Consider the following 19153-nt stretch of genomic DNA (forward strand, 5'->3'; position numbering starts at 1 on the left):
CAATGAGCTGCGGAATCTGCTCACCGTAGGCAACTGCGTCAACTCCGTTAATCGTTGCCGAGCCGACAGTTGGCGTGATCACGCCCTGCACGATCTTCAGCAGCGTGGATTTGCCGGCTCCGCTGCGGCCAATGACCGCAATCTTCCGGCCTTGCGGAATGCCCAGGGTCAGATTCTGGATTGACCAGTCATCCCCCGTTGCATAGCGGTATCCTGCAGACTTCAATTCGATATGAGTCTGACCGGATGCCTGAATCGTCTGCATGGCAGCGGCGGCTAGAGCCGCAGCCTCTGCACTCTTGGCTTCTGCCGCTGGATGGGGCACAGCCTCCTTCGCCGCTTCCACACCGTTCAAGCGTTCCAGGGAATTGCGGTACTGCGGAATTTTCTCGACGGCCTCGGAGACCGGCAGAAAGGCATCCGCAACAGGGAACACAACCAGCACGAACGCTGCAATCAGCGTCCCGGCAATGGCGCCGTCCGCAAATTGTCCTGCCGCCCAGTAGAGCATCGAGAGCACGCCAAGTCCGACAACGGCCTGGCCGATGAACATACGCAGGCGCGACCAGCTGCGCAGCGCCCCGTCCGTACGGGCGACTTTGGCCTCGTCCGCCTCATAGGTTGCCACGAACTGCGCCTGCCGTCCGCTAATCATCCAGTCGCCCATCCCGAGCACAGCATCGGTCAGCTTCTGGTAGAGCCGGTTGCGCTCCTGCTTCACCTGCCGCTGGCGGCTTTGCGTCAGCAGCAGCGAGATCAGCGGCAGCACGACTACCAGCACCAGCATATATAGCCCCATTAAGAGGGCAAAAGCCAAATCGAACGTACCCAGTGAAATCACCGCTGCCGCATAAATCAGCAGTGCGATAATACTCGGAAATACGGTGCGCAGATATACATTTTGCAGATACTCGATGTCGTCCGCCAGCATCCCGAGAATATCTCCGGTGCGGAAGCGCGAAGACAGGAAGAGCGCCTGCGGCTCCAGAATGTTGTACAGCCGGATACGCATCTTCGAGAGAATCCGCAGAATGGTATCATGACCTACCAGCCGCTCCACATAGTGGATCACAGCGCGGCTTGTCCCGAAGGTGCGCACGCCGACAATCGGCACATAGATCATTAGAATATTTTCCGGCGGTATGGAGGCTTTGGAGATCAGGAAACCCGAGGTGTACATCAGGGACGAAGCCGAGAAGATCGTCAGCGCCCCCAGGGCAATGATCAGCAGGAACCGCCAGAAGTAAGCAGAAGCATAGGGAGCAAACCATCCTTCACGTTTCAATGGATTCCCTCCAGTTGACTTTGAATAAGCTCATAATAGGCACTCTTGCGCTCAATCAGTTCGCGGTGCGTACCAACCTCAGCTACCTTGCCCTTCTGCATCACGATAATCAGATCCATGTCGATCATCCAGTGCAGCCGGTGGGTCGCCAGGAACACCAGTTTCCCCTCAAACAGCGGAAGCATCGTTTCCTTAAGCTCATATTCAGTCTCAATATCAAGATGGGCCGTCGGCTCATCGAGCAGCATCACCGGACGGCTGCTCAGCAATGCCCGGGCCAGCGCAACACGCTGTTCCTGTCCGCCGCTGAGTGAGCGTCCGCCGCCGCCAATCATTTCATCTAGTCCGTTCGGAAGGGACGAGACAAGCTTCGATAATCCGGCCGCCTCTACTACCGAAGCCACGTCTTCCATTGACGCCTCCGGATAATAGAACCGCACATTATCTGCCAGCGTTCCGCTGAAGATATACGGCTTCTGCGGGATATACGCAGTCTGTCTGTGCCATTCCTCATCGGTCAGCGCACTGACCCGGTTCCCGTTAATGACGATGCTGCCGGAGGTAGGGTGCAGGAATCCGCCCAGAATATCGACCAGCGTCGATTTGCCGGCCCCGCTCTCCCCGATAATCCCAATCTTCACGGCGCCTGTCACTTCCAGGCTCACATCTGCCAGCGAAGAGATGCCGTCTGCTTCATATTGGACGCCTACCTGCTCAAGCTTCAGCACACTGTCCGGCTTCCAGCCGAAGGTCCCTGACTGAAGCGGCTGAACAGTCTTATTACCGTCAGCCTCAAGAGCCACGGCCTTGACGGTTTCCCGGTCGATGATATCCTTCATTGCTTCTCCGGCTTCTTTGCCGTCCAGGGTTGCATGGAAGTCAGCACCAACCAGCCTAACCGGCAGGAAATATTCAGGTGCCAGAATCAGAATCGTCAGCCCGGTGACCAGAGTCATCTCCTCATTAATCAGCCGCAGGCCGAGGCTCACGGCGACGGACGCAACAGACAGCATCGTGAAGAAGTCCATCGCGAACGAAGACAGAAAAGCTACTCGAAGCGTACGCATCGTAGCTGAGCGGTACCGGTCGCTGACAGCAGCAATGCTCTCGCTATGACTACGGCTGCGTCCGAGAAACTTCAGCGTCTCCAGTCCCCGCAGTGAATCCACAAAGTGGTTGGACAACGTCCGGTACGATTTCAGCTGACGGTCCATCTGCTTGCGGGCCGTCATCCCGATCAGAATCATAAAGACAATGATGATCGGCATCGTTAAGGTCAGAATGACCCCGCTTGATGTATCCAGCATATAGATATACACGAGCAGCAGCCACGGCGTAACGCCCATGCCCACCATCCGCGGAATAATCAGTTCAAGGTACGTACGGAACTTGGTTACCCCTTCAAGTACAATGGTAACCAGTGTCCCCGTTCCCCGGTCACCTGCCAGCCTTGGCCCCAGTTCGAACAGCTTGTCCATCATTTGTCTCCGCATGCTGCTGCCGGTATTCTCCGCAAAACGGTAAGAAACCCGGCTCATCAGCATTGCGCAGGCATGGCGTACAAGAAACGCAAGAAGGAACAAGAGCATAGTCGCCCCTTGTTCCTTCAGCGGTTCTCCCGCAAACAGCGCAGAGACTACCTCTGCCAGCGATTTCGCCAGCAGCAGTATGGACAGGCTTTGCACCAGGGTAAGGAAGCCCACGATCAGAAAGACCGGCTTAACTCCTTTGTACCCAAGCAAATTTTTATCCATTAGTATTCAAGATGCTCCTTCTCGTGAACCCGTTTGTGGAAGATGAAATAACTCCAGATCTGATAGCCGAGCACGAACGGCAGCAGTGACAGCGCCACAATGGTCATAACCTTCAGTGAGTAATGTCCGGATGCAGCATTCGTGATCGTTAAGTTAAACGCCGAATCAATCGAGCTGATCATAACCCGCGGGAACAATCCAACGAAGACTGAAAGAACCGACAGAGCCATTACCGCTCCCGTCATGCCGAAAGCCCATCCGTCCTTCTTAATGCTCATGAAATAACCGGACAGTACATAAGCGGCAATCCCCAGAACTACCAGCACCAGCAGCAGGGCTCCGCGTTGTTCAAATACATCTGTCATGAAATAAGTCATGATTACAAAAGCAAGGAGCAATGCAGCCAGCGGAAGCAGCAGCTTCTGGGCCAGCTTGCGTGCCCGTACCTGCAGATCGCCAACGGTGCGCAGCGTAGTGAACATAAGCCCATGGACCAGGCAGAGCATGACAACCGTGAGTCCGGCTACTACTGTATAACCATTTACGATATCGAAGAATCCGGCATACATCTGCATATCCCCGTCAATCGGCAGCCCTTTGATGAAGCTGGCGAATACAACGGCAAGCAGGAAAGGCGGCAGGAAGCTTCCGAAGAAAATGCAGGCGTCCCAGGTTCTTTTCCAGGCCAGTGAATCGCGTTTGCCTCTGAATTCAAAGGCTACACCGCGGGCAATCAGCGCCAGCAGGGCGAAGACGAACGGAATATAGAATCCGCTGAACAGCGTGGCATACCAGTTCGGGAAAGCGGCGAACATCGCCCCTGCCCCTGTCAGCAGCCATACCTCGTTGGCATCCCAGAAAGGTCCAATCGAGTTAATCAGCACCCGGCGCTCCGTATCATTCTTGGCCAGGATCTGTGTTTCCATTCCTACGCCGAAGTCAAAGCCTTCCAGAAAGAAGAATCCGATAAATAAGACCGCAATCAGTACAAACCATAATTCATTAAGAGAAAGCATGCGTTGTTCCCTCCTTGCTATACGGATCATGTGATTCACCGTGATCGTGATCCATGTGATAAGGGCCTTTTTTGATAACTTTGACAAACAAACCGATCAATACAATACCCAATATGGCATAGATGGCGTTAAAAGTAATTACCGAGAACAGGATCGAACCCGCCGAAACGTTAGGGGATACACTGTCTTCTGTCGTCATAAGGCCAAATACAGTCCAAGGCTGACGTCCGATTTCGGTCATAATCCAGCCCGCAGTATTAGCGATTGGCGGAAGCAAGAGCCCCCAGAACATGAACCGCATAAACCAGGTATTCGGACGTTCCATCTTTTTACGCCACATCAGATACATCGCATACAGGCCAAGTACGACCATGAGCGAGCCTGCAACAACCATGATCCGGAAGCTCCAGAACGTAGTGCGCACAGGCGGAATATAATTCCCGGGACCATACTGTTGTTCATATTCAGCCTGCAGGGTATTCATTCCTTTGACGCTGCCTGAGAATTCACTGTAGGAGAGGAAACTCAGCAGGTAAGGAATCTTGATTTCCCCGGTATTCACTTTATTTACAGGATCGATAAAAGCAGTAACCGTCCATGCCCCCGGGTCTCCGCTGTCTTCCCAGAGTCCTTCAGAAGCGGCCATTTTCATCGGCTGTGTTTCGACCAGGTACTGTGCCTGAGCATGTCCGGCAACGGCTACACCCACCGAAGAGACGATACCGACTATCGCCGCAATTTCGAACGATCTTCTGAAGAAAGCCACATCCTGCTTCTTCAGCATTTTATATGCACTGATACCGGTCACCAGGAACGCGCCCGTTGCATAGGCGGCGAGCAGGGTATGCGGTAATTCAACCAGTAATTGTCCATTTGTAATCAGCGCCAGGAAATCATTCATCTCAGCCCGGCCATTATTTATGGCAAAACCGACAGGGTGCTGCATAAAAGAGTTCGCTGTGAGAATCCAGAACGCCGACAGGGTAGTTCCCAGTGCAACCATCCAGATCGCCAGCAGGTGAATCTTCTTGGAAACCTTGTCCCAGCCAAAAATCCATAATCCGATAAACGTGGATTCCAGGAAGAAGGCCAGCAGCGCTTCAATCGCCAGCGGTGCTCCGAACACATCACCTACAAAGCGTGAATAGTCCGACCAGTTCATTCCGAACTGGAACTCCTGCAGAATTCCTGTTACTACACCCACTGCGAAGTTAATCAGGAAAAGCTTCCCCCAGAACTGCGCCATTCTTTTGTACTCTTCATTGCCTTTTCTGACGTACATCGTTTCCATAATCGCAATCAGCAGTGCCAGACCAATCGACACCGGTACAAAGAAATAATGAAAGATCGTCGTCGACGCAAATTGTATACGCGACAGCATTACTGTATCCATATTTCTCCCCTTCCTTCTCCCCATTCATTACATCTATTCTGTCAAAAATTTAAGGACCGCAGTGTGACAATAATCACATTATACACCCCGTTTAACGCTAAAAATCAATAAATTTGTGACAAATATCACAATATCACGCCTAGAAAGCAAAAAAAATAAGACGGTTTCACCGTCTTGGATTTGTTCATCGTTCTATATTAAGCTTGACTCATAAAGGCATTGGTCAGGTAATGGAAATACCCTTCTTCAATGATTTTAGATCGCCATTGGAATTAAGCAGTTGCGGCAGCATCTTCATACTGCGGACCATTGGGGCATGACAGAGACGGCAAGAAGGCGCATGTTCAAATGCGAAATTGTCCCTCATCCATCCATTGCAACCATCATTGGTACAGGCCCAAATTGCGGTATTTTCTTCCGGTACTTCCTCCATAGGCTTCTTCCGGTAGTTCATTGCCGTTCCTCCCTTCCTTTATGTCACATGCCTGAGAAACAAGTAAAAAAGCATCTAACGATGCTCTTACAGGGTGCTGACAAATCCTTCGTTAGCGTTATTCTTCTCTGCTAAGATCAGGCTGTATTTGCGATGGTGAAGTTCGGTCTGATCTTTATAAAAAAAGACCGTCCCAACTTACAAAAGCAGGGACGGTGCTTCTATTATTACAGTTTTACAACGTTTTCGGCTTGTGGTCCACGGTTGCCTTGAACAACGTTGAATTCAACGCGTTGGCCTTCGTCCAAAGTTTTGAATCCTTCGCCAGTGATAGCGGAGAAGTGTACGAGTACGTCGCTTCCGCCTTCAACTTCGATGAATCCGAATCCTTTTTCTGCGTTGAACCATTTAACTGTACCTGTTTGCATGTGTGTTACCTCCACAAATTTAAATTAATATGTTCTTTTTATCTTCAAACAAAGAAAAAATTCACACATTGAAAAAGGTTGTTATTCCAAATGACAGCCCTTTTCAATGTGAAAATAAGGTATCAAATGTATGATTATTCTCATGTTACCACACCCGCGGAACAAAGGCAAGCCGGCTTATCCGAAATTCTCCGTTTTTTCCCTTATAAGGAGTACTTACCAATGTAAGGGCTGCCAGTCTACATATAAAGGAAATTTCCGCCTTGTATCATTCATTACCCACTTCAATTTAGGCTGAAACGGTGCCGTCCCAAAAAAATATCAGGACGGCCAAGCCGCTTCCTTTTTCATGACTGCCTCTTCATTATATGCAGCTGATACTGTTTTTATTCCTCCGGTTTCTCAAGAAGTTTCACCGTAACCTGGCCCGCTTCTCCATTCCGGTAATAAGTAATCTTCAACTCGTCACCGATCTTGGTCTGCTCATAAAGATATTTACGCAGGGAGAGAGTAGATGTAATCGGCTGATCATTAAACTTCGTAATCACATCGTTGAACTGAAGACCTGCAGCTTGTGCCGGTCCCACCGCATCGAGTACGACTACGCCGTCTTTTACAGATGTCGGAAGATTCAGTTCCTTAACCTGATCTTCCGCGAGAGGTACATAAGGATTATTAAGATCTACCGAATAGACGCCCAAGTAAGAACGGGATATTCTGCCGTTAGCTGCCAGCTCATCGGCCGTCTCGATCACATGGTTAGCCGGGATGGCAAATCCAAGTCCTTCCACGCCGGTATCCGAGATTTTCATCGTATTGATCCCGATCACCTGGCCGTCCAGATCAACAAGAGCGCCGCCGCTGTTGCCTTCGTTAATCGCTGCGTCCGTCTGGATTACTTCCTGCTCCCAATCATAGACGCCATCCTGATTCAGCGATACCGGGATCGTCCGCTCCGTGTAGCTCACAATGCCCGAGGTCAGGGTGTCGCCAAGACCAAGCGGATTGCCAATCGCAATAACCGTCTCGCCAAGCCGCAGCTTGGAGGAATCACCGATCTGGGCTACGGTCGTAATACCCTCAGCATCCATGGACAGCACAGCAATATCCGTCACCTTATCTGCTCCGACCAGAGTAGCTTTGTGGGTCACACCGTCCACCGTTACTACTTCCAGCTTGCCCGTACCTTCAATAACATGATTATTCGTAATGATAAAGGCCTTATTATCGTCTTTCTTATAGATAACTCCCGAACCGAGTGCAGACTCATCGAGAATATTGAGTTCCTTATTATCTTCCTTATGGTTAATGATGCTTACAACCGCAGGGCGTACCAGTGCCGCAGCCTGAATAATCCGGTCATAGGGATCTCCGCTGCTTGCGGTTACCTTCTGGTTCACATTCTGTGTCTGGGCTCCGCTCTCTTCTGTCAGCTGACCTGTAACAAGACTGAATAATAGAACCGCAACAACCGCACTGACTACAGAGCTGATTACCGATACCTGCCACGTTGCCAGGCTTCGCCGGGTTTTGTGCACCGTCCATTTCCGGCTGGTGAACACCTTGGAATTCTCCTGCTCTCTACTTTTGCGGCGTGACACTTTGGTTGAATAGAAATCATCATCGAACAATCCCACCGGTACATCTCTCCCCTCTATTGCTAACTGCATTCAAGACCTGAACGCCAAGCAACCACGCCCGAGCTTATTGCTGTATCTCTTAGACTCCAGGAAGTGCTAAAAGGTTTCACTTTATTCATTCACCACAATAGTGTGAGTTGTAAGCGCAAGGGGTCTTTTGATTCTTGCAACATATCAGAATAATAAGCAAGTCTCAGGAATATTTTGCAACTTAAAAGACTACAATAATAGAAGTGCTGCTCACGACAAACGCTTAATCCGTTCAATATAATTGTATCACACGCCGGGGCACCGCCCACGATTTTTCTGCTGCAAAATGCATGCAAATTTTTAACAGGTGAGCATTAGTTACAGCCGAAAAGGAGGAAATGACATGGAATCTTTTTCTACCAGTATGGACCTTGTACAATTTATAGGCAAACTTGGTGATCTAAAGGACGAACACTATCATCTGATTCTGGTCCAGAGCGCCCTGATTGAACTGCTGATCGATAAGGGAGTTTTCTCACGCCAGGAGCTGGACCATAAAATAACGGAAGTAGACCGCCTTATGACTGGCTCACCTTATCCCATGGCGTAGGCTGGTCATAATAGGTATCGCACAATTTGAACTCACTATCTTTGTAGAAGCATCCCCGATCCTCCATCGCTCCGCGAACCGACATTTTGGCCAGGTCCATCATATTATGATCCCGGCTTAAGTGTGCCAGATAGGTCCGCTTGGTCCGTCCGGTAAGAATCTCACTAAGCGCTGCTCCGGCTGCCTCATTCGAGAGATGGCCCATATCGCCAAGAATCCGCCGCTTCGTGTTCCACGGGTAACGCCCCATTCTCAGCATCTCGATATCATGATTGGCTTCAAGTACAAGAACGTCCGCGCCTTCAAGCGCCAGCCTTACTTTGTCGCTCACATAGCCAAGATCCGTCGCTACACACAGCTTTTCCTTACCGTCATAAAAGTTATAGCCTACCGGTTCAGCCGCATCATGGGAGATCGCAAAGGATTCTACTCTCAAGCTGCCGAAGTCCCGGTACCCGCCGGTCTCCATAATGATCCGGTTATGCTCGGGAATCGTGCCAATCCCTTTCTCTATCGCCCCCCAGGTATTGGTGTTGGCGTAGATCGGAAGATCATATTTACGCGCCATGGCCCCGAGCCCCTTAATGTGATCGGAATGCTCATGTGTAACCAGAATGCCGTCTATATCCTTACCTGTAAGCTCGCGCATAGCCAGTAGCTCATCGATCCGCTTGGCACTGAGGCCGGCGTCAATCATCAGCGTTGTTTCCCCGTTTCGCACTACTGTCACATTACCGGTAGAACCGCTGGACAGCACTGTAAATGAAATCCCCATCTCTCCTGCTCCTTCTACTCTGTTGTCTTCGGACTGATAATGTCCGCACTTATGGCATCCACGTAATAAGCGCTGCCGTTCTCCAGCATAAAACGCCACATCGGCGAAGCCACCTGACTTTCGGAGTTGAACAATTCCCCGTAATAACCGAGTTCAATCTCCTTCACTACCGAGTCTGCCGGAAAATACTTTTCAATCAGACTGCTGAGTGCCTGGGAGGCCGGAAGCACCTTCTGCACATCCTTGTCTTCGCTGCTGCTGGCTCCAATCTCAATCTTCGGCCACCGGTAGGCTACGATCTTCTGATTGTTGTTAATCAGCTCCAGCCTTACTTGAAACAAGGAGTATTTGTTATCGACCAGCGGATGAAGCACGAACTTGCCAACCTGTCCGACCTCGGTCTCCTGCTCATCAAAGCGGTATTTGGCAATATCCTTGATCTGCCCCTCAAGCGCACTGCTGAGTTCCGAGAAGGAGGAATAGATGAGTCCGCTGTCTATCGGCTCCTCCAGCTCAGTGGGCGGATTGTTCTGCTCTTCACCGGAATAAGTATATGTGATATCAGGCAGCTGCGGCGTAGCCGCCGGAATCGGGCACAGCACACGTATCCCCTTCTGCTCCATAACTGCCTGCGTTTCTGCCGAGAGGGAAGTAAAGTCCAGGTTGGCGCTCGCCTGATCCCGCAGATCCATCCACAGCTGATAACACAGCAGCAGATTCAATACCAGAAAAGCGTATATCAGCACATTTTTGGCTTTTCCCCAGTCCATACGTTCCCTCCTAAAAGTTTTATGAGCGTATGCTTCATTGAACTTACTTCGAATAAAACTCACTTCGGAAGCATCTGCTTAGTTTTGTTAGCATCACATCTATGAACCTGCTTCGGACAAAACTAGCTTCGGAAGCATCCGCTTAGTTTTGTTAGCATCACATCTATGAACAACCCTAATTCAATGTGAGCACACTTCCGTCCTCAAGCGTTACCCGCCAGACCGGCACCAGCCGCAGCGTTTCCCTTTGCTCTACAGGAATATAGGCCGGAATCAGATCCTTCACAGGTGAGCTTGAGCTGATGCGTTCCAGCTTAAGCTTGAGTTCTTCTCCTCCGGGCAGCTCCACAACCGTCTTTACAGCCTGGTCTTCCTCCGTATACATCAGTGAACGCTCATAGGACGATACAGTTCCCTGCTGCAGCTCCAAATTGATGACGCCATACTGCAGCTGCGGTTTGCTCATAATCGGATAGGATCCGTAATACTGCTGGAAAGAAACTTTGCGCTCCTGATTGTCTTCCTCCGTGGACGCCAGCCGGTAGGTTCCGTTCCATCCCCCATGCTTATTGACAAAATCGACCGCTTCCAGCGCATCCTTTGCAGACGTACTCTCCCCGGCAGGCAGCGCCGCAGGATCACTGTAGCTCATCCAGTTCTGCTCCTGATCAACCTGTAGGCTGCGCTTGCTGTCGGTATAGATCTTCGAGCCGTCTTTTTCCGGAATATACCTAGTACTTCCCGCATCGAAGAAAAGATTGCTCTGCATTTGTTCAATGGTATACATGCCTGACGGTATTTCAGCCTCAACCAAAGACAGCTTCTGCTCAGGTACATAATAATCACCGTTTACAGCCGTATAGGGCGTCCAGTTGGTTCCGAAATCGACATGCTGCTGCACGTCCTGAACGGTGAGATCGGCTTTAGCCGCTTCATAAACGATGTCACCTCTGGTGCTGAAAAAGACGGCATGTGCCTTCGAATCATTTTTGACATTGTAAATCCAGATCCGGTCAATGCTCTCTCCCTCAAACAATGAATCAGGAGACAGCTGCATAACCCGCTGCAGCAGTGTTACCGGGATGCCTGCACCGAAGGACAGCTCAATGCCGGGATTCTCATTCCGGATCTGATTCCAGTCAAAATCCTGCACCGGGCGCCGCTGGAAGCTTTCAAAGCCGCGTCCTTTGAGTCGGCCCAGGATCAGATCATAAAAAGTAGAGTCGGGGTAAAACAGTGTATGCTTGCCCCCGCCCATATGAATAATCATTCTATCCGGATAGAGCAGGTTCTCAACCTTTTCTTCCGGGCCCATATTGTCTGTCTTTACATACAGATTCTCTGACAATACTGCTGAGTCACTGCCTGGAAGCCGGTATATCAGATAATAGCTTTCTACCAGACTGCCCGCTACCAGTAAGGCCAGAACCCAGGTTTTTATTCTTTCTTTCATCCCTCACTCCCCCTTTGCTGGTGCAGAGGCAGCGTAAATGTGACGAGTGAACCTTCGTTTAGCTCGGATTGCAGGGAAATCGAACCGCCATGCGCTTTGACAATTTCCCGGGCAATGGACAATCCAAGTCCGGTGCCGCCCATATTCCGCGAACGGGCCTTATCCACCCGGTAAAAGCGTTCAAAGATACGTTCAATATCCTTCTTAGGAATCCCGATTCCGGAGTCCCGTACGGAAATAGCCAGCATGCCGTCCTCGCTCTTCACTGCCTGCAGGCCGATCGTCCCGCCCTCCGGCGTGTATTTCAGCGCATTGGAGACCAGATTGCCAAGCACCTGATCAATCTGATCGCGGTCCAGCCAGGCGGAAGCAACATCCTTATGGACAACCGTACTGATATGAATCCGCTTCTGGCGGATCTGGAAGGAGAACCGGTCAGCGACATCCTCCAGCATCTCGGAGATATCCGTCTGCTGAATACGCAAGCTGGATTCCTTGGAATCCAGCCGCGAGAGATGCAGCAGGTCCGTTACTAGGCGGATCATCCGCTCAGTCTCATTACGGATAACCCCGACGAAGCGTACTGCAAGCTGCGGATCATCGAGTGCTCCGTCATCAAGGGCTTCAACATAGCTCTTGATCGTCGTCAGCGGCGTCCGCAGCTCATGCGAGACGTTGGCCACGAACTCGCGCCGAGATTCTTCCAGATTCTCCTGCTCGGTGACATCCTGCAGCACAGCAATCGTACCGGCGATTCCGCCGCCTTCACGGCGGTGGATCGGAGTAAAGGTAACCCTCACGATATTGGGATCCCCTCCGCCCATCGGGGAGAGGTGAATCATTGCCGATTGGGCATTACCCTCCGCCAGCGATCCCGACTGCTCATGATTCAGGCCGAGAAGCTCATCTAGCGGCGCACCTTCCGGCAGCGGGCCTTCCGAGCCCAGCATGTGGGCGGCGCGGGTATTCATCAGAATGACCACCCCGCTCTCGTCGGTCGCTACAACTCCATCACTCATATTCGTCAGGATCGAGGCAAGCTTCTCCTTCTCTTCCTCGTTCTGAGACAGAGCTTCACGAAGCCTGCCTGTCATATAATTAAAAGCCTGGCTAAGCTGCCCGATTTCATCATTGCCGAACTCCGGCATCTTCCGGTTAAACCGGCCTTCGGCAAGCGCGGTGGCATGCCGGGTCATCTCTTTAATCGGATGAGTAATCGTATGAGCGAGAATCACGCACAATACGGCAGTAAGCGCCAGTGCCAGGAGCAGTCCTGAGAGGAACACGCTGTTAATCCGGCTCATGGTAGCGTATAAATCCTTCATATCTGCGGCAATATAGATAGCCCCTACCACTTTATCACCGGAAAGTACCGGCTTGGCTACAACCTTCTTCCGCACATTATCATCAGCAATAATATATTCTTCATTGTCACTGATCCCTTGCAGCGCCCGGCTGACCACAGTCTGGGTATTGCGTTGTCCGACATAATCATTCTGGGAGGGGACAGAGGTGGTAATGATTTTGCCGCTTGCATCAAGCACCTGGATCTCTGCACCGTTGATATACAGATTGTTGACCATGCCGCGCAGGCTCTCTACTGCCGTTTCTTCATCTGCGGTTCCGGCTTCGCTGCCAAGCTTGTCTGCAGTCAGGATTGAGAGCATCTCCGCCCGGGCCTTCAGATCCTTGGTGAAATTCTCTGTCAGTGAATTCTTCATCGAACTGACAAAATAAACCCCGATAAGCTGCATCGCCACTAGAATCAGCAGGACATAGATAATGGTTAGCCTGGCCTGAATCGTCCGGAAAAAGGACAGCCCTTTTTTCATCACAGGCCTCCGCTTTTGGGGCTATGCATCAAATAACCGAGTCCCCGCCGGGTGAAGATATATTCCGGTTTACTGGGATTCTCCTCAATTTTTTCTCTCAGACGGCGGATTGTTACGTCCACGGTCCGCACATCACCGAAGTATTCAAAGCCCCATACGGCCTGCAGCAGATGCTCCCGCGTCATTACTTTGCCGGCATGGCGGATCATATAGTAGAGCAGCTCATATTCGCGGTGTGTCAGGTCCAGTGCTTCGCCGTCTTTATAGACCATATACATATCGGTATCGACGAACAGGCCGAAATGATGCACACCCTGTTTGCTCTCTGCCATTTCGCTTAGCGATCCGGGCGGAGTCGGCTTATGCTGGCGCCGCATCTGGGCCTTGACTCTGGCCAGCAGCTCTCGTGTGCTGAAGGGCTTGGTCACATAATCATCAGCGCCAAGCTCAAGGCCAAGCACCTTGTCAATCTCCCCGTCCTTAGCTGTGAGCATAATGATGGGAATGTCCAGATGAGCTGAGCGCACCTCACGGCAGACATCCATTCCGTCTTTGCCGGGAAGCATGAGGTCAAGCAGCATCAGATCGGGGCGAATAGATAGCGCAAGCTCCACCGCACTGTTGCCGTCAAAGGCGCAGATTACCTCATAGCCTTCTTTTTCTAAATTGAATTTTAAAATATCAGCAATAGGCTGTTCATCGTCTACTACCAGAATCGTTCCCATCTGCATATGCTCTGCTTCACCTTTCTCACCATACTTTTCATTGATTCTTTTATTTTAACATACCTGTCCTATAGAACGTGAACTTAAGAATGTTCCACTAGAACTTCGTGCTTAAGTTCATCTTATCTAGCGTCACATCCTACCTCTGGTCAAACTTAAAGCCGCCCGGAATATTCCGGACGGCTGAGGTATGTTATGAATTATTTCAAGTATTTCAGCGGATTGACCGCCGTACCGTTCTTGCGGATTTCAAAATGAAGATGAGTACCGGTCGAACGCCCCGTATTGCCCATTATGCCAATCTTACCGCCTTGCTCAAGCCGTTGACCAACCGATACAGAAATACTGCTCAAGTGGCCGTAATAGGTTGTATACCCATTCTTGTGATCGACGATAACAACATTGCCATACCCGCTCTGCACCCCGGCGAAAGTAACGGTTCCTGCATCGGCTGATTTAATTGTGCGGTTGCCCGATACAAGGTCGATCCCTTTATGAGCACGTCCCCACCGTTCGCCGAAGCTGCTGGATAATGCTGCGCCGCTAACCGGCCAGGCGAACATACCTGTTCCTTCACCGACAACCTTCGTTCCCCGGTAGACCACCTCAGGCAATGACGCCTTCACTACTGTCTGGCCGAGCCACTCTTCCTTTACGACCAGGCCGTTTTCCTTCGTCAGCCGGTACTGCATTTCCTTCAGCCCGGTCTGGCCTGGACGCACTACCTTACTCTTGCCTGCTGGCAGCTGATCGCTGGTACGGACAATAACCTCAGGTTCTGTGACCACCTGCTCGGTCACCTGTTCTACCGTAACTACCGTAAGCTCAGGCTGCGGAACCGTTAATTGCAGCTCATCCCCGATCTGCAGGGTGAGCTCCTTCACCGCAGGATTGTTACGAAAAATCTCATCCTGCGTAATACTGAACCGTTTGGCAATTCCGGAGATCGTATCGCCTTCCTGTACGGTATAGACAACCGGTTCGTCTTTGCCTTTGGTCAGTGCCTTGACCGCTTCCTCGACGCTCATGACTTTGTTGGGGTCAGCCTTTACCGGAACAATGCTCACTTTTTCCTCAATGGAGGCCGATTCAATCTTATCCCCACTAGCTGATGTAGCAAGAGTCTTACTGCTGGCAGCCGACATCTTCTTCAGCTGGACACCAGCCGCCGCCGCTGCCGCCGGAACATAATGCTCCTTGACGCCCTGCAGCACCGCATTTGCTGTCTCCTGATCCTTGACGATCCCGACAGATTTGCCATCGACAGTCAATTGTACCCCAACCGCGTATGCCCTAAGCATGCCATCCAGCTTGTCCAAGGTACCTTCACTGTCAATTTCCGGTTTATATGCCTGTTCCTGCTCCGTTGTAATGCCACTTGTCTGCAGTACCATTACTGAATCCGGATACTTTGTCTGATATTCCTGCCGCTTCTCTTCGAACAGCCGGTCAAGTTCAGACTCCTCACTGATCTTGCCGATTTCCTCGCCCTTCACCAGTACCTTGTAATAGGTTACCGTATTTGCGGCAACATATTTCTTCTCTGCCCCGACTAAAAAGGCAGACAGCAGCACCAGACCGGCAGAAGCCGCGATCCAGGTGCGCCGCAATCTCCGCGGTTTAGGTTCCTGATGAAAGACATTGGCTTCGCTCTCTGCGCTGAATTCCGCGGGTGTCTTTTCACTGCTCCGCAGCTTCCCCATCCGGCGCATGAATTTAAATCCCTTCATCAAACTCTCCCTTTCAATTGCCCGTTCAGTCCGCTATACGAGCGGACAAGCTTGTTTTACGACCCCTTATATATATTCTGCTGCATCTATTTTTCTATTTGCGTTAGTGTGAATGATCATGTTGTCCTGAACTGAGAAGATACGGTTCTAAAGCCCTTAGGAAACCGGACAATATCCCCTCATCCAGCGAAAAATATAAGTATAAATCATACCGTGAAACCTATGTTTTTCAGCCGTTTAAAAGGTTACAAAAAATTAACCCCTTCTAGTCCTTTTTTACTGTACCATAGCCGGGAGAAAAATTTCAACTTAGTTGTCATGGCAAAACCCGCGAAAATCGCGGGTTTTTATCCAAAATATGACGTTTAAACATTATAATTGTGTCAATAAAGTGACGCTTATTTAATCCTGCACATTCTCCTCTGCTCCAGGTGTAAGCATTTTCATAAGCATCTCGTATTCATCCTGATTCACGTATTTGGCAATGACTTCCTGTATTTCCTTCACTTCACCTTCTGTCAATCCATCCTCCATCGCTGTGGAGATCTTCTGCATCTCCTCCTGTGGAAGCTTGGTCATCAGAATGTTGAAGATATTGGCCTTCTCCTCAGCCGGCAGGCTGTCCTTCAGCTCGCTCATCGCATCCGGTGTCATAACCAGCTGCTGATCCAGGCCCCCGTCACTCTGTTTGTCCGCATCTGCAGCTTCTCCCATAACGGCCAAGGCGTCTTCGGGCACCTTTTCCTCAACAGCCTTATCACTATCCTTAGCGGGTATATTGCCGGTTTTCTCCTTGTCCGTCTGGGTTGCAGCAGGAACGGTGTCCTTCAGATCGTCCTTGATATCCGTAGCATCCGCCTTCGCCCCCATTCCCGTCAGACTTTTCACAAAGCCGCCGATGCCCGGTTCTGGTCCATCCAATTTAATATCAAAGCTTGCCAGAACAGACTGAATGTATGTATTGACTACATATGCGGTAGTCAGTACGGATAGCGCGCTGGCCAGCACGACGATCAGGCATACGCCAATTGCACTTTTAACTATTTTCACCATCATCTCTCCTTGCCCTCTGTCTTATCCCATTTCCCGTAAGATCAGTCCTTAAGTGCTGTATTCTTCCAGTATTGACCAGATTGGGCAGCGGGAAACCTGCAGCAGGCAAAGAGAGTACTGCCAGGGAATACACTGTGTACAAAAAAAAGAGCCCCATCCGGGACCCTTGTGTTATATAGCTTAGATATAGATAGGCAATACCTGATTAGTCTGCTCACGATTACGTCCCACAGAGAAGATCGCGATCGGAATGCCTGTAAGCTCTGCTACACGTTCTACGTATCGGCGTGTATTGGCCGGCAGATCGTCCAAAGTCTTGGCTGCGGTGATATCCTCGTTCCAGCCTGGAAGCTCTTCATAGACCGCTTCACATTCAGCCAGCATTTTCAGACTGGCCGGATAGTGGGTAATTACCTCACCGCGGAATTTGTAGCCTGTGCAGATTTTGACCGTTTCCAGTCCGCTGAGCACATCCAGCGAGTTGAGTGACAGGCCGGTAATTCCGCTGACACGGCGGGCATGACGCACAACTACACTGTCAAACCAGCCGACACGGCGGGCGCGTCCGGTTACAGTACCGTATTCATGGCCGGTCTCACGGATGTAATCGCCGGTTGCATCGTTCAGCTCTGTTGGGAACGGGCCATCGCCGACACGGGTTGTGTAAGCTTTGGCAACGCCGATAACCTGCTTGATCTTCGACGGACCCACACCGGAACCGATGCATACACCGCCGGCTGATGGATTCGAGGAAGTTACAAACGGATATGTCCCTTGGTCGATATCCAGCATTACACCTTGTGCACCTTCGAACAACACTCTGGAATCCGCATCAATTGCATCATTGAGTACAACCGAAGTGTCGGTTACATAACCGCGGAGCACTTCTGCATACTCCAGATATTTCACCAGGATCTCTTCCACATCAAGCGGCTCTGCACCGTATACCTGTGTGATAACCTGGTTCTTCTCTTCCATTAAGTGACGAAGTCTAAGCTCGAATTCCTCAGCGTCCATCAGATCGGCGATCCGGATACCATTGCGGGCAGCTTTGTCCATATAAGCGGGACCGATTCCTTTGCGGGTCGTGCCAATTTTGTTCGGGCCTTTGCGGTCTTCTTCAAGCGCATCCAGCAGCATATGATAGGGCATAATGACATGGGCACGATCACTGATCACCAGATTTTTGGTGTCGAAGCCGTTCTCATGAATATAATTAATTTCTTGGATCAGGGCTTCGGGATTGATCACCATTCCGTTACCGATTACGCAAGTTTTCTCTTTATAAAATACACCAGATGGAATCAAGCTCAGCTTGAATTTCTTCCCGTCAATCAGAATCGTGTGACCGGCATTGTTACCCCCCTGATACCGGGCGACCACATCTGCGCTCTCCGCCAGAAAATCCGTGATCTTCCCTTTGCCTTCGTCTCCCCATTGTGTTCCCACGACGACTACCGTTGACATGTTCATTCCTCCGTAGGTGCTAGCTTAGCACCATTATTTTTCATAATATGGGCTCTGTACAGCGTTCTTATGTACGCAGCCCTCCGGACGCTATGCGGTTTAACCCGCTAAAGCACAATAACCAGTGTAACAGCGGTACTTTTTAAAGTCAAATAAAAACGAACGATCACACACTGAAATGTGCAATCGTTCGGATATTGTGCATAAATCGCCTAACCTGCAAATGGTTCAGCATGCGCCCGCTCGTAGTTGACGAACTTGTTAAAGTTCTTCAAGAAAACAAGCTCTACGGTGCCTACAGGACCATTACGCTGTTTGGCAATAATTATTTCAATAATGTTCTTCTTTTCCGTGTCCTGGTTATAGTAATCATCACGGTACAGGAAGGCTACGATATCAGCATCCTGCTCGATTGAACCCGATTCACGAAGGTCACTCATCATCGGACGTTTATCCTGACGCTGCTCTACACCACGGCTAAGCTGGGACAGGGCAATGACCGGCACATCCAATTCGCGGGCAATCTGCTTCAGTGTACGCGAGATCTCCGATACTTCCTGCTGGCGGTTCTCCCCGCCCTTGCCGCGTCCCTGAATCAGCTGCAAGTAGTCAATGACGATCATGCCAAGGCCTTTTTCCTTCTTAAGCCTGCGGCATTTGGCGCGGATATCCGTAACTGTAACCCCGGGCGTATCATCAATATAGATTTCCGCCTCAGACAGAGACTGAATTCCCATCGTCAGCTTGGACCAGTCGTCATCGCTCTTGAATTCACCGGTACGCATAATATTGGCATCCAGATTGGCTTCGGCACATATC

General features: G+C 50.6%; 17 protein-coding genes. 1 reads left to right on the forward strand and 16 read right to left on the reverse strand.

The annotated features are described in order from the left end of the window. The 7 genes from cydC to AQR02_RS22345 form a co-directional block, all read right to left on the reverse strand. Window positions 1-1285: thiol reductant ABC exporter subunit CydC (gene cydC / locus AQR02_RS22315; protein WP_054942610.1), on the reverse strand; the 1285-nt coding region annotated here is incomplete at its 3' end. Next, a complete protein-coding gene (cydD, locus tag AQR02_RS22320; RefSeq protein ID WP_054942611.1) occupies window positions 1282-3039 on the reverse strand; it encodes a thiol reductant ABC exporter subunit CydD in 1758 nt (585 codons plus the stop codon). The genes cydD and cydC, both read right to left, overlap by 4 nt. Further along, window positions 3039-4055, reverse strand: coding sequence for a cytochrome d ubiquinol oxidase subunit II (gene cydB / locus AQR02_RS22325; RefSeq protein ID WP_054942612.1), 1017 nt, complete (start codon window positions 4053-4055; stop codon window positions 3039-3041). The genes cydD and cydB overlap by 1 nt, the downstream gene beginning before the upstream one ends. Next, a complete protein-coding gene (locus AQR02_RS22330; RefSeq protein WP_054942613.1) occupies window positions 4042-5448 on the reverse strand; it encodes a cytochrome ubiquinol oxidase subunit I in 1407 nt (468 codons plus the stop codon). The genes cydB and AQR02_RS22330 overlap by 14 nt, the downstream gene beginning before the upstream one ends. Before the next feature lie 223 nt (window positions 5449-5671). Next, the gene (locus AQR02_RS22335; RefSeq protein ID WP_054942614.1) at window positions 5672-5902 is read right to left on the reverse strand and encodes a cold-shock protein; all 231 of its coding nucleotides are present in this window, start codon (window positions 5900-5902) and stop codon (window positions 5672-5674) included. A 206-nt stretch (window positions 5903-6108) separates the two neighbouring features. Beyond that, a complete protein-coding gene (locus AQR02_RS22340; protein ID WP_054942615.1) occupies window positions 6109-6309 on the reverse strand; it encodes a cold-shock protein in 201 nt (66 codons plus the stop codon). A 386-nt stretch (window positions 6310-6695) separates the two neighbouring features. Next, a complete protein-coding gene (locus tag AQR02_RS22345) occupies window positions 6696-7946 on the reverse strand; it encodes a S1C family serine protease (protein WP_054942616.1) in 1251 nt (416 codons plus the stop codon). Window positions 7947-8322: 376 nt separating this feature from the next. Between AQR02_RS22345 and AQR02_RS22350 the strand changes: the two genes are divergently transcribed. Further along, the gene (locus AQR02_RS22350; protein ID WP_054942617.1) at window positions 8323-8529 is read left to right on the forward strand and encodes a hypothetical protein; all 207 of its coding nucleotides are present in this window, start codon (window positions 8323-8325) and stop codon (window positions 8527-8529) included. On the opposite strand, the gene AQR02_RS22355 is transcribed toward AQR02_RS22350, so the two are convergent. From AQR02_RS22355 to AQR02_RS34755, 9 genes are all read right to left on the reverse strand, one after another. Continuing rightward, window positions 8498-9304 carry an MBL fold metallo-hydrolase gene (locus AQR02_RS22355; protein ID WP_054942618.1) on the reverse strand — a complete coding sequence of 269 codons (807 nt, stop codon included), beginning with the start codon at window positions 9302-9304 and terminating at the stop codon, window positions 8498-8500. The two genes, AQR02_RS22350 and AQR02_RS22355, sit on opposite strands and share 32 nt — an antisense overlap. Window positions 9305-9318: 14 nt before the next feature. Then, a complete protein-coding gene (gene yycI, locus AQR02_RS22360) occupies window positions 9319-10074 on the reverse strand; it encodes a two-component system regulatory protein YycI (RefSeq protein ID WP_054942619.1) in 756 nt (251 codons plus the stop codon). A 175-nt stretch (window positions 10075-10249) separates the two neighbouring features. Continuing rightward, on the reverse strand, window positions 10250-11527 hold the full coding sequence (locus AQR02_RS22365; protein ID WP_054942620.1) for a YycH family regulatory protein: 1278 nt from the start codon (window positions 11525-11527) through the stop codon (window positions 10250-10252). Then, window positions 11524-13359, reverse strand: coding sequence for a cell wall metabolism sensor histidine kinase WalK (gene walK / locus AQR02_RS22370; protein WP_054942621.1), 1836 nt, complete (start codon window positions 13357-13359; stop codon window positions 11524-11526). The genes AQR02_RS22365 and walK overlap by 4 nt, the downstream gene beginning before the upstream one ends. Next, entirely contained in the window at window positions 13359-14090 is a 732-nt protein-coding gene (yycF, locus tag AQR02_RS22375) for a response regulator YycF (protein WP_054942622.1), read from the reverse strand. Before yycF ends, walK begins: the two co-directional genes overlap by 1 nt. A 194-nt stretch (window positions 14091-14284) precedes the next feature. Beyond that, entirely contained in the window at window positions 14285-15814 is a 1530-nt protein-coding gene (locus tag AQR02_RS22380; protein WP_054942623.1) for a peptidoglycan DD-metalloendopeptidase family protein, read from the reverse strand. Between the two features lie 402 nt (window positions 15815-16216). Beyond that, the gene (locus AQR02_RS22385; RefSeq protein ID WP_245237677.1) at window positions 16217-16864 is read right to left on the reverse strand and encodes a hypothetical protein; all 648 of its coding nucleotides are present in this window, start codon (window positions 16862-16864) and stop codon (window positions 16217-16219) included. 183 nt (window positions 16865-17047) lie between these two features. Then, entirely contained in the window at window positions 17048-18334 is a 1287-nt protein-coding gene (locus AQR02_RS22390; protein ID WP_054942625.1) for an adenylosuccinate synthase, read from the reverse strand. 212 nt (window positions 18335-18546) lie between these two features. Beyond that, window positions 18547-19153, reverse strand: a 607-nt coding sequence (locus AQR02_RS34755; protein ID WP_280818652.1) for a DnaB-like helicase C-terminal domain-containing protein, incomplete at its 5' end; no start/stop codon positions are given.

This window comes from Paenibacillus ihuae (genome assembly GCF_001368795.1).
GTDB classification, from domain to species: Bacteria; Bacillota; Bacilli; order Paenibacillales; family Paenibacillaceae; genus Paenibacillus_AQ; species Paenibacillus_AQ ihuae.

Bases quoted from the DNA above. Each gene is read 5' to 3' on its own strand.
- cydD (WP_054942611.1), bottom strand. From the start codon at position 3,039: ATGGATAAAAATTTGCTTGGGTACAAAGGAGTTAAGCCGGTCTTTCTG.
- cydB (WP_054942612.1), bottom strand. From the start codon at position 4,055: ATGCTTTCTCTTAATGAATTATGGTTTGTACTGATTGCGGTCTTATTT.
- AQR02_RS22330 (WP_054942613.1), bottom strand. From the start codon at position 5,448: ATGGATACAGTAATGCTGTCGCGTATACAATTTGCGTCGACGACGATC.
- AQR02_RS22335 (WP_054942614.1), bottom strand. From the start codon at position 5,902: ATGAACTACCGGAAGAAGCCTATGGAGGAAGTACCGGAAGAAAATACC.
- AQR02_RS22340 (WP_054942615.1), bottom strand. From the start codon at position 6,309: ATGCAAACAGGTACAGTTAAATGGTTCAACGCAGAAAAAGGATTCGGA.
- AQR02_RS22350 (WP_054942617.1), top strand. From the start codon at position 8,323: ATGGAATCTTTTTCTACCAGTATGGACCTTGTACAATTTATAGGCAAA.
- AQR02_RS22355 (WP_054942618.1), bottom strand. From the start codon at position 9,304: ATGGGGATTTCATTTACAGTGCTGTCCAGCGGTTCTACCGGTAATGTG.
- yycI (WP_054942619.1), bottom strand. From the start codon at position 10,074: ATGGACTGGGGAAAAGCCAAAAATGTGCTGATATACGCTTTTCTGGTA.
- AQR02_RS22365 (WP_054942620.1), bottom strand. From the start codon at position 11,527: ATGAAAGAAAGAATAAAAACCTGGGTTCTGGCCTTACTGGTAGCGGGC.
- walK (WP_054942621.1), bottom strand. From the start codon at position 13,359: ATGAAAAAAGGGCTGTCCTTTTTCCGGACGATTCAGGCCAGGCTAACC.
- yycF (WP_054942622.1), bottom strand. From the start codon at position 14,090: ATGCAGATGGGAACGATTCTGGTAGTAGACGATGAACAGCCTATTGCT.
- AQR02_RS22380 (WP_054942623.1), bottom strand. From the start codon at position 15,814: ATGAAGGGATTTAAATTCATGCGCCGGATGGGGAAGCTGCGGAGCAGT.
- AQR02_RS22390 (WP_054942625.1), bottom strand. From the start codon at position 18,334: ATGTCAACGGTAGTCGTCGTGGGAACACAATGGGGAGACGAAGGCAAA.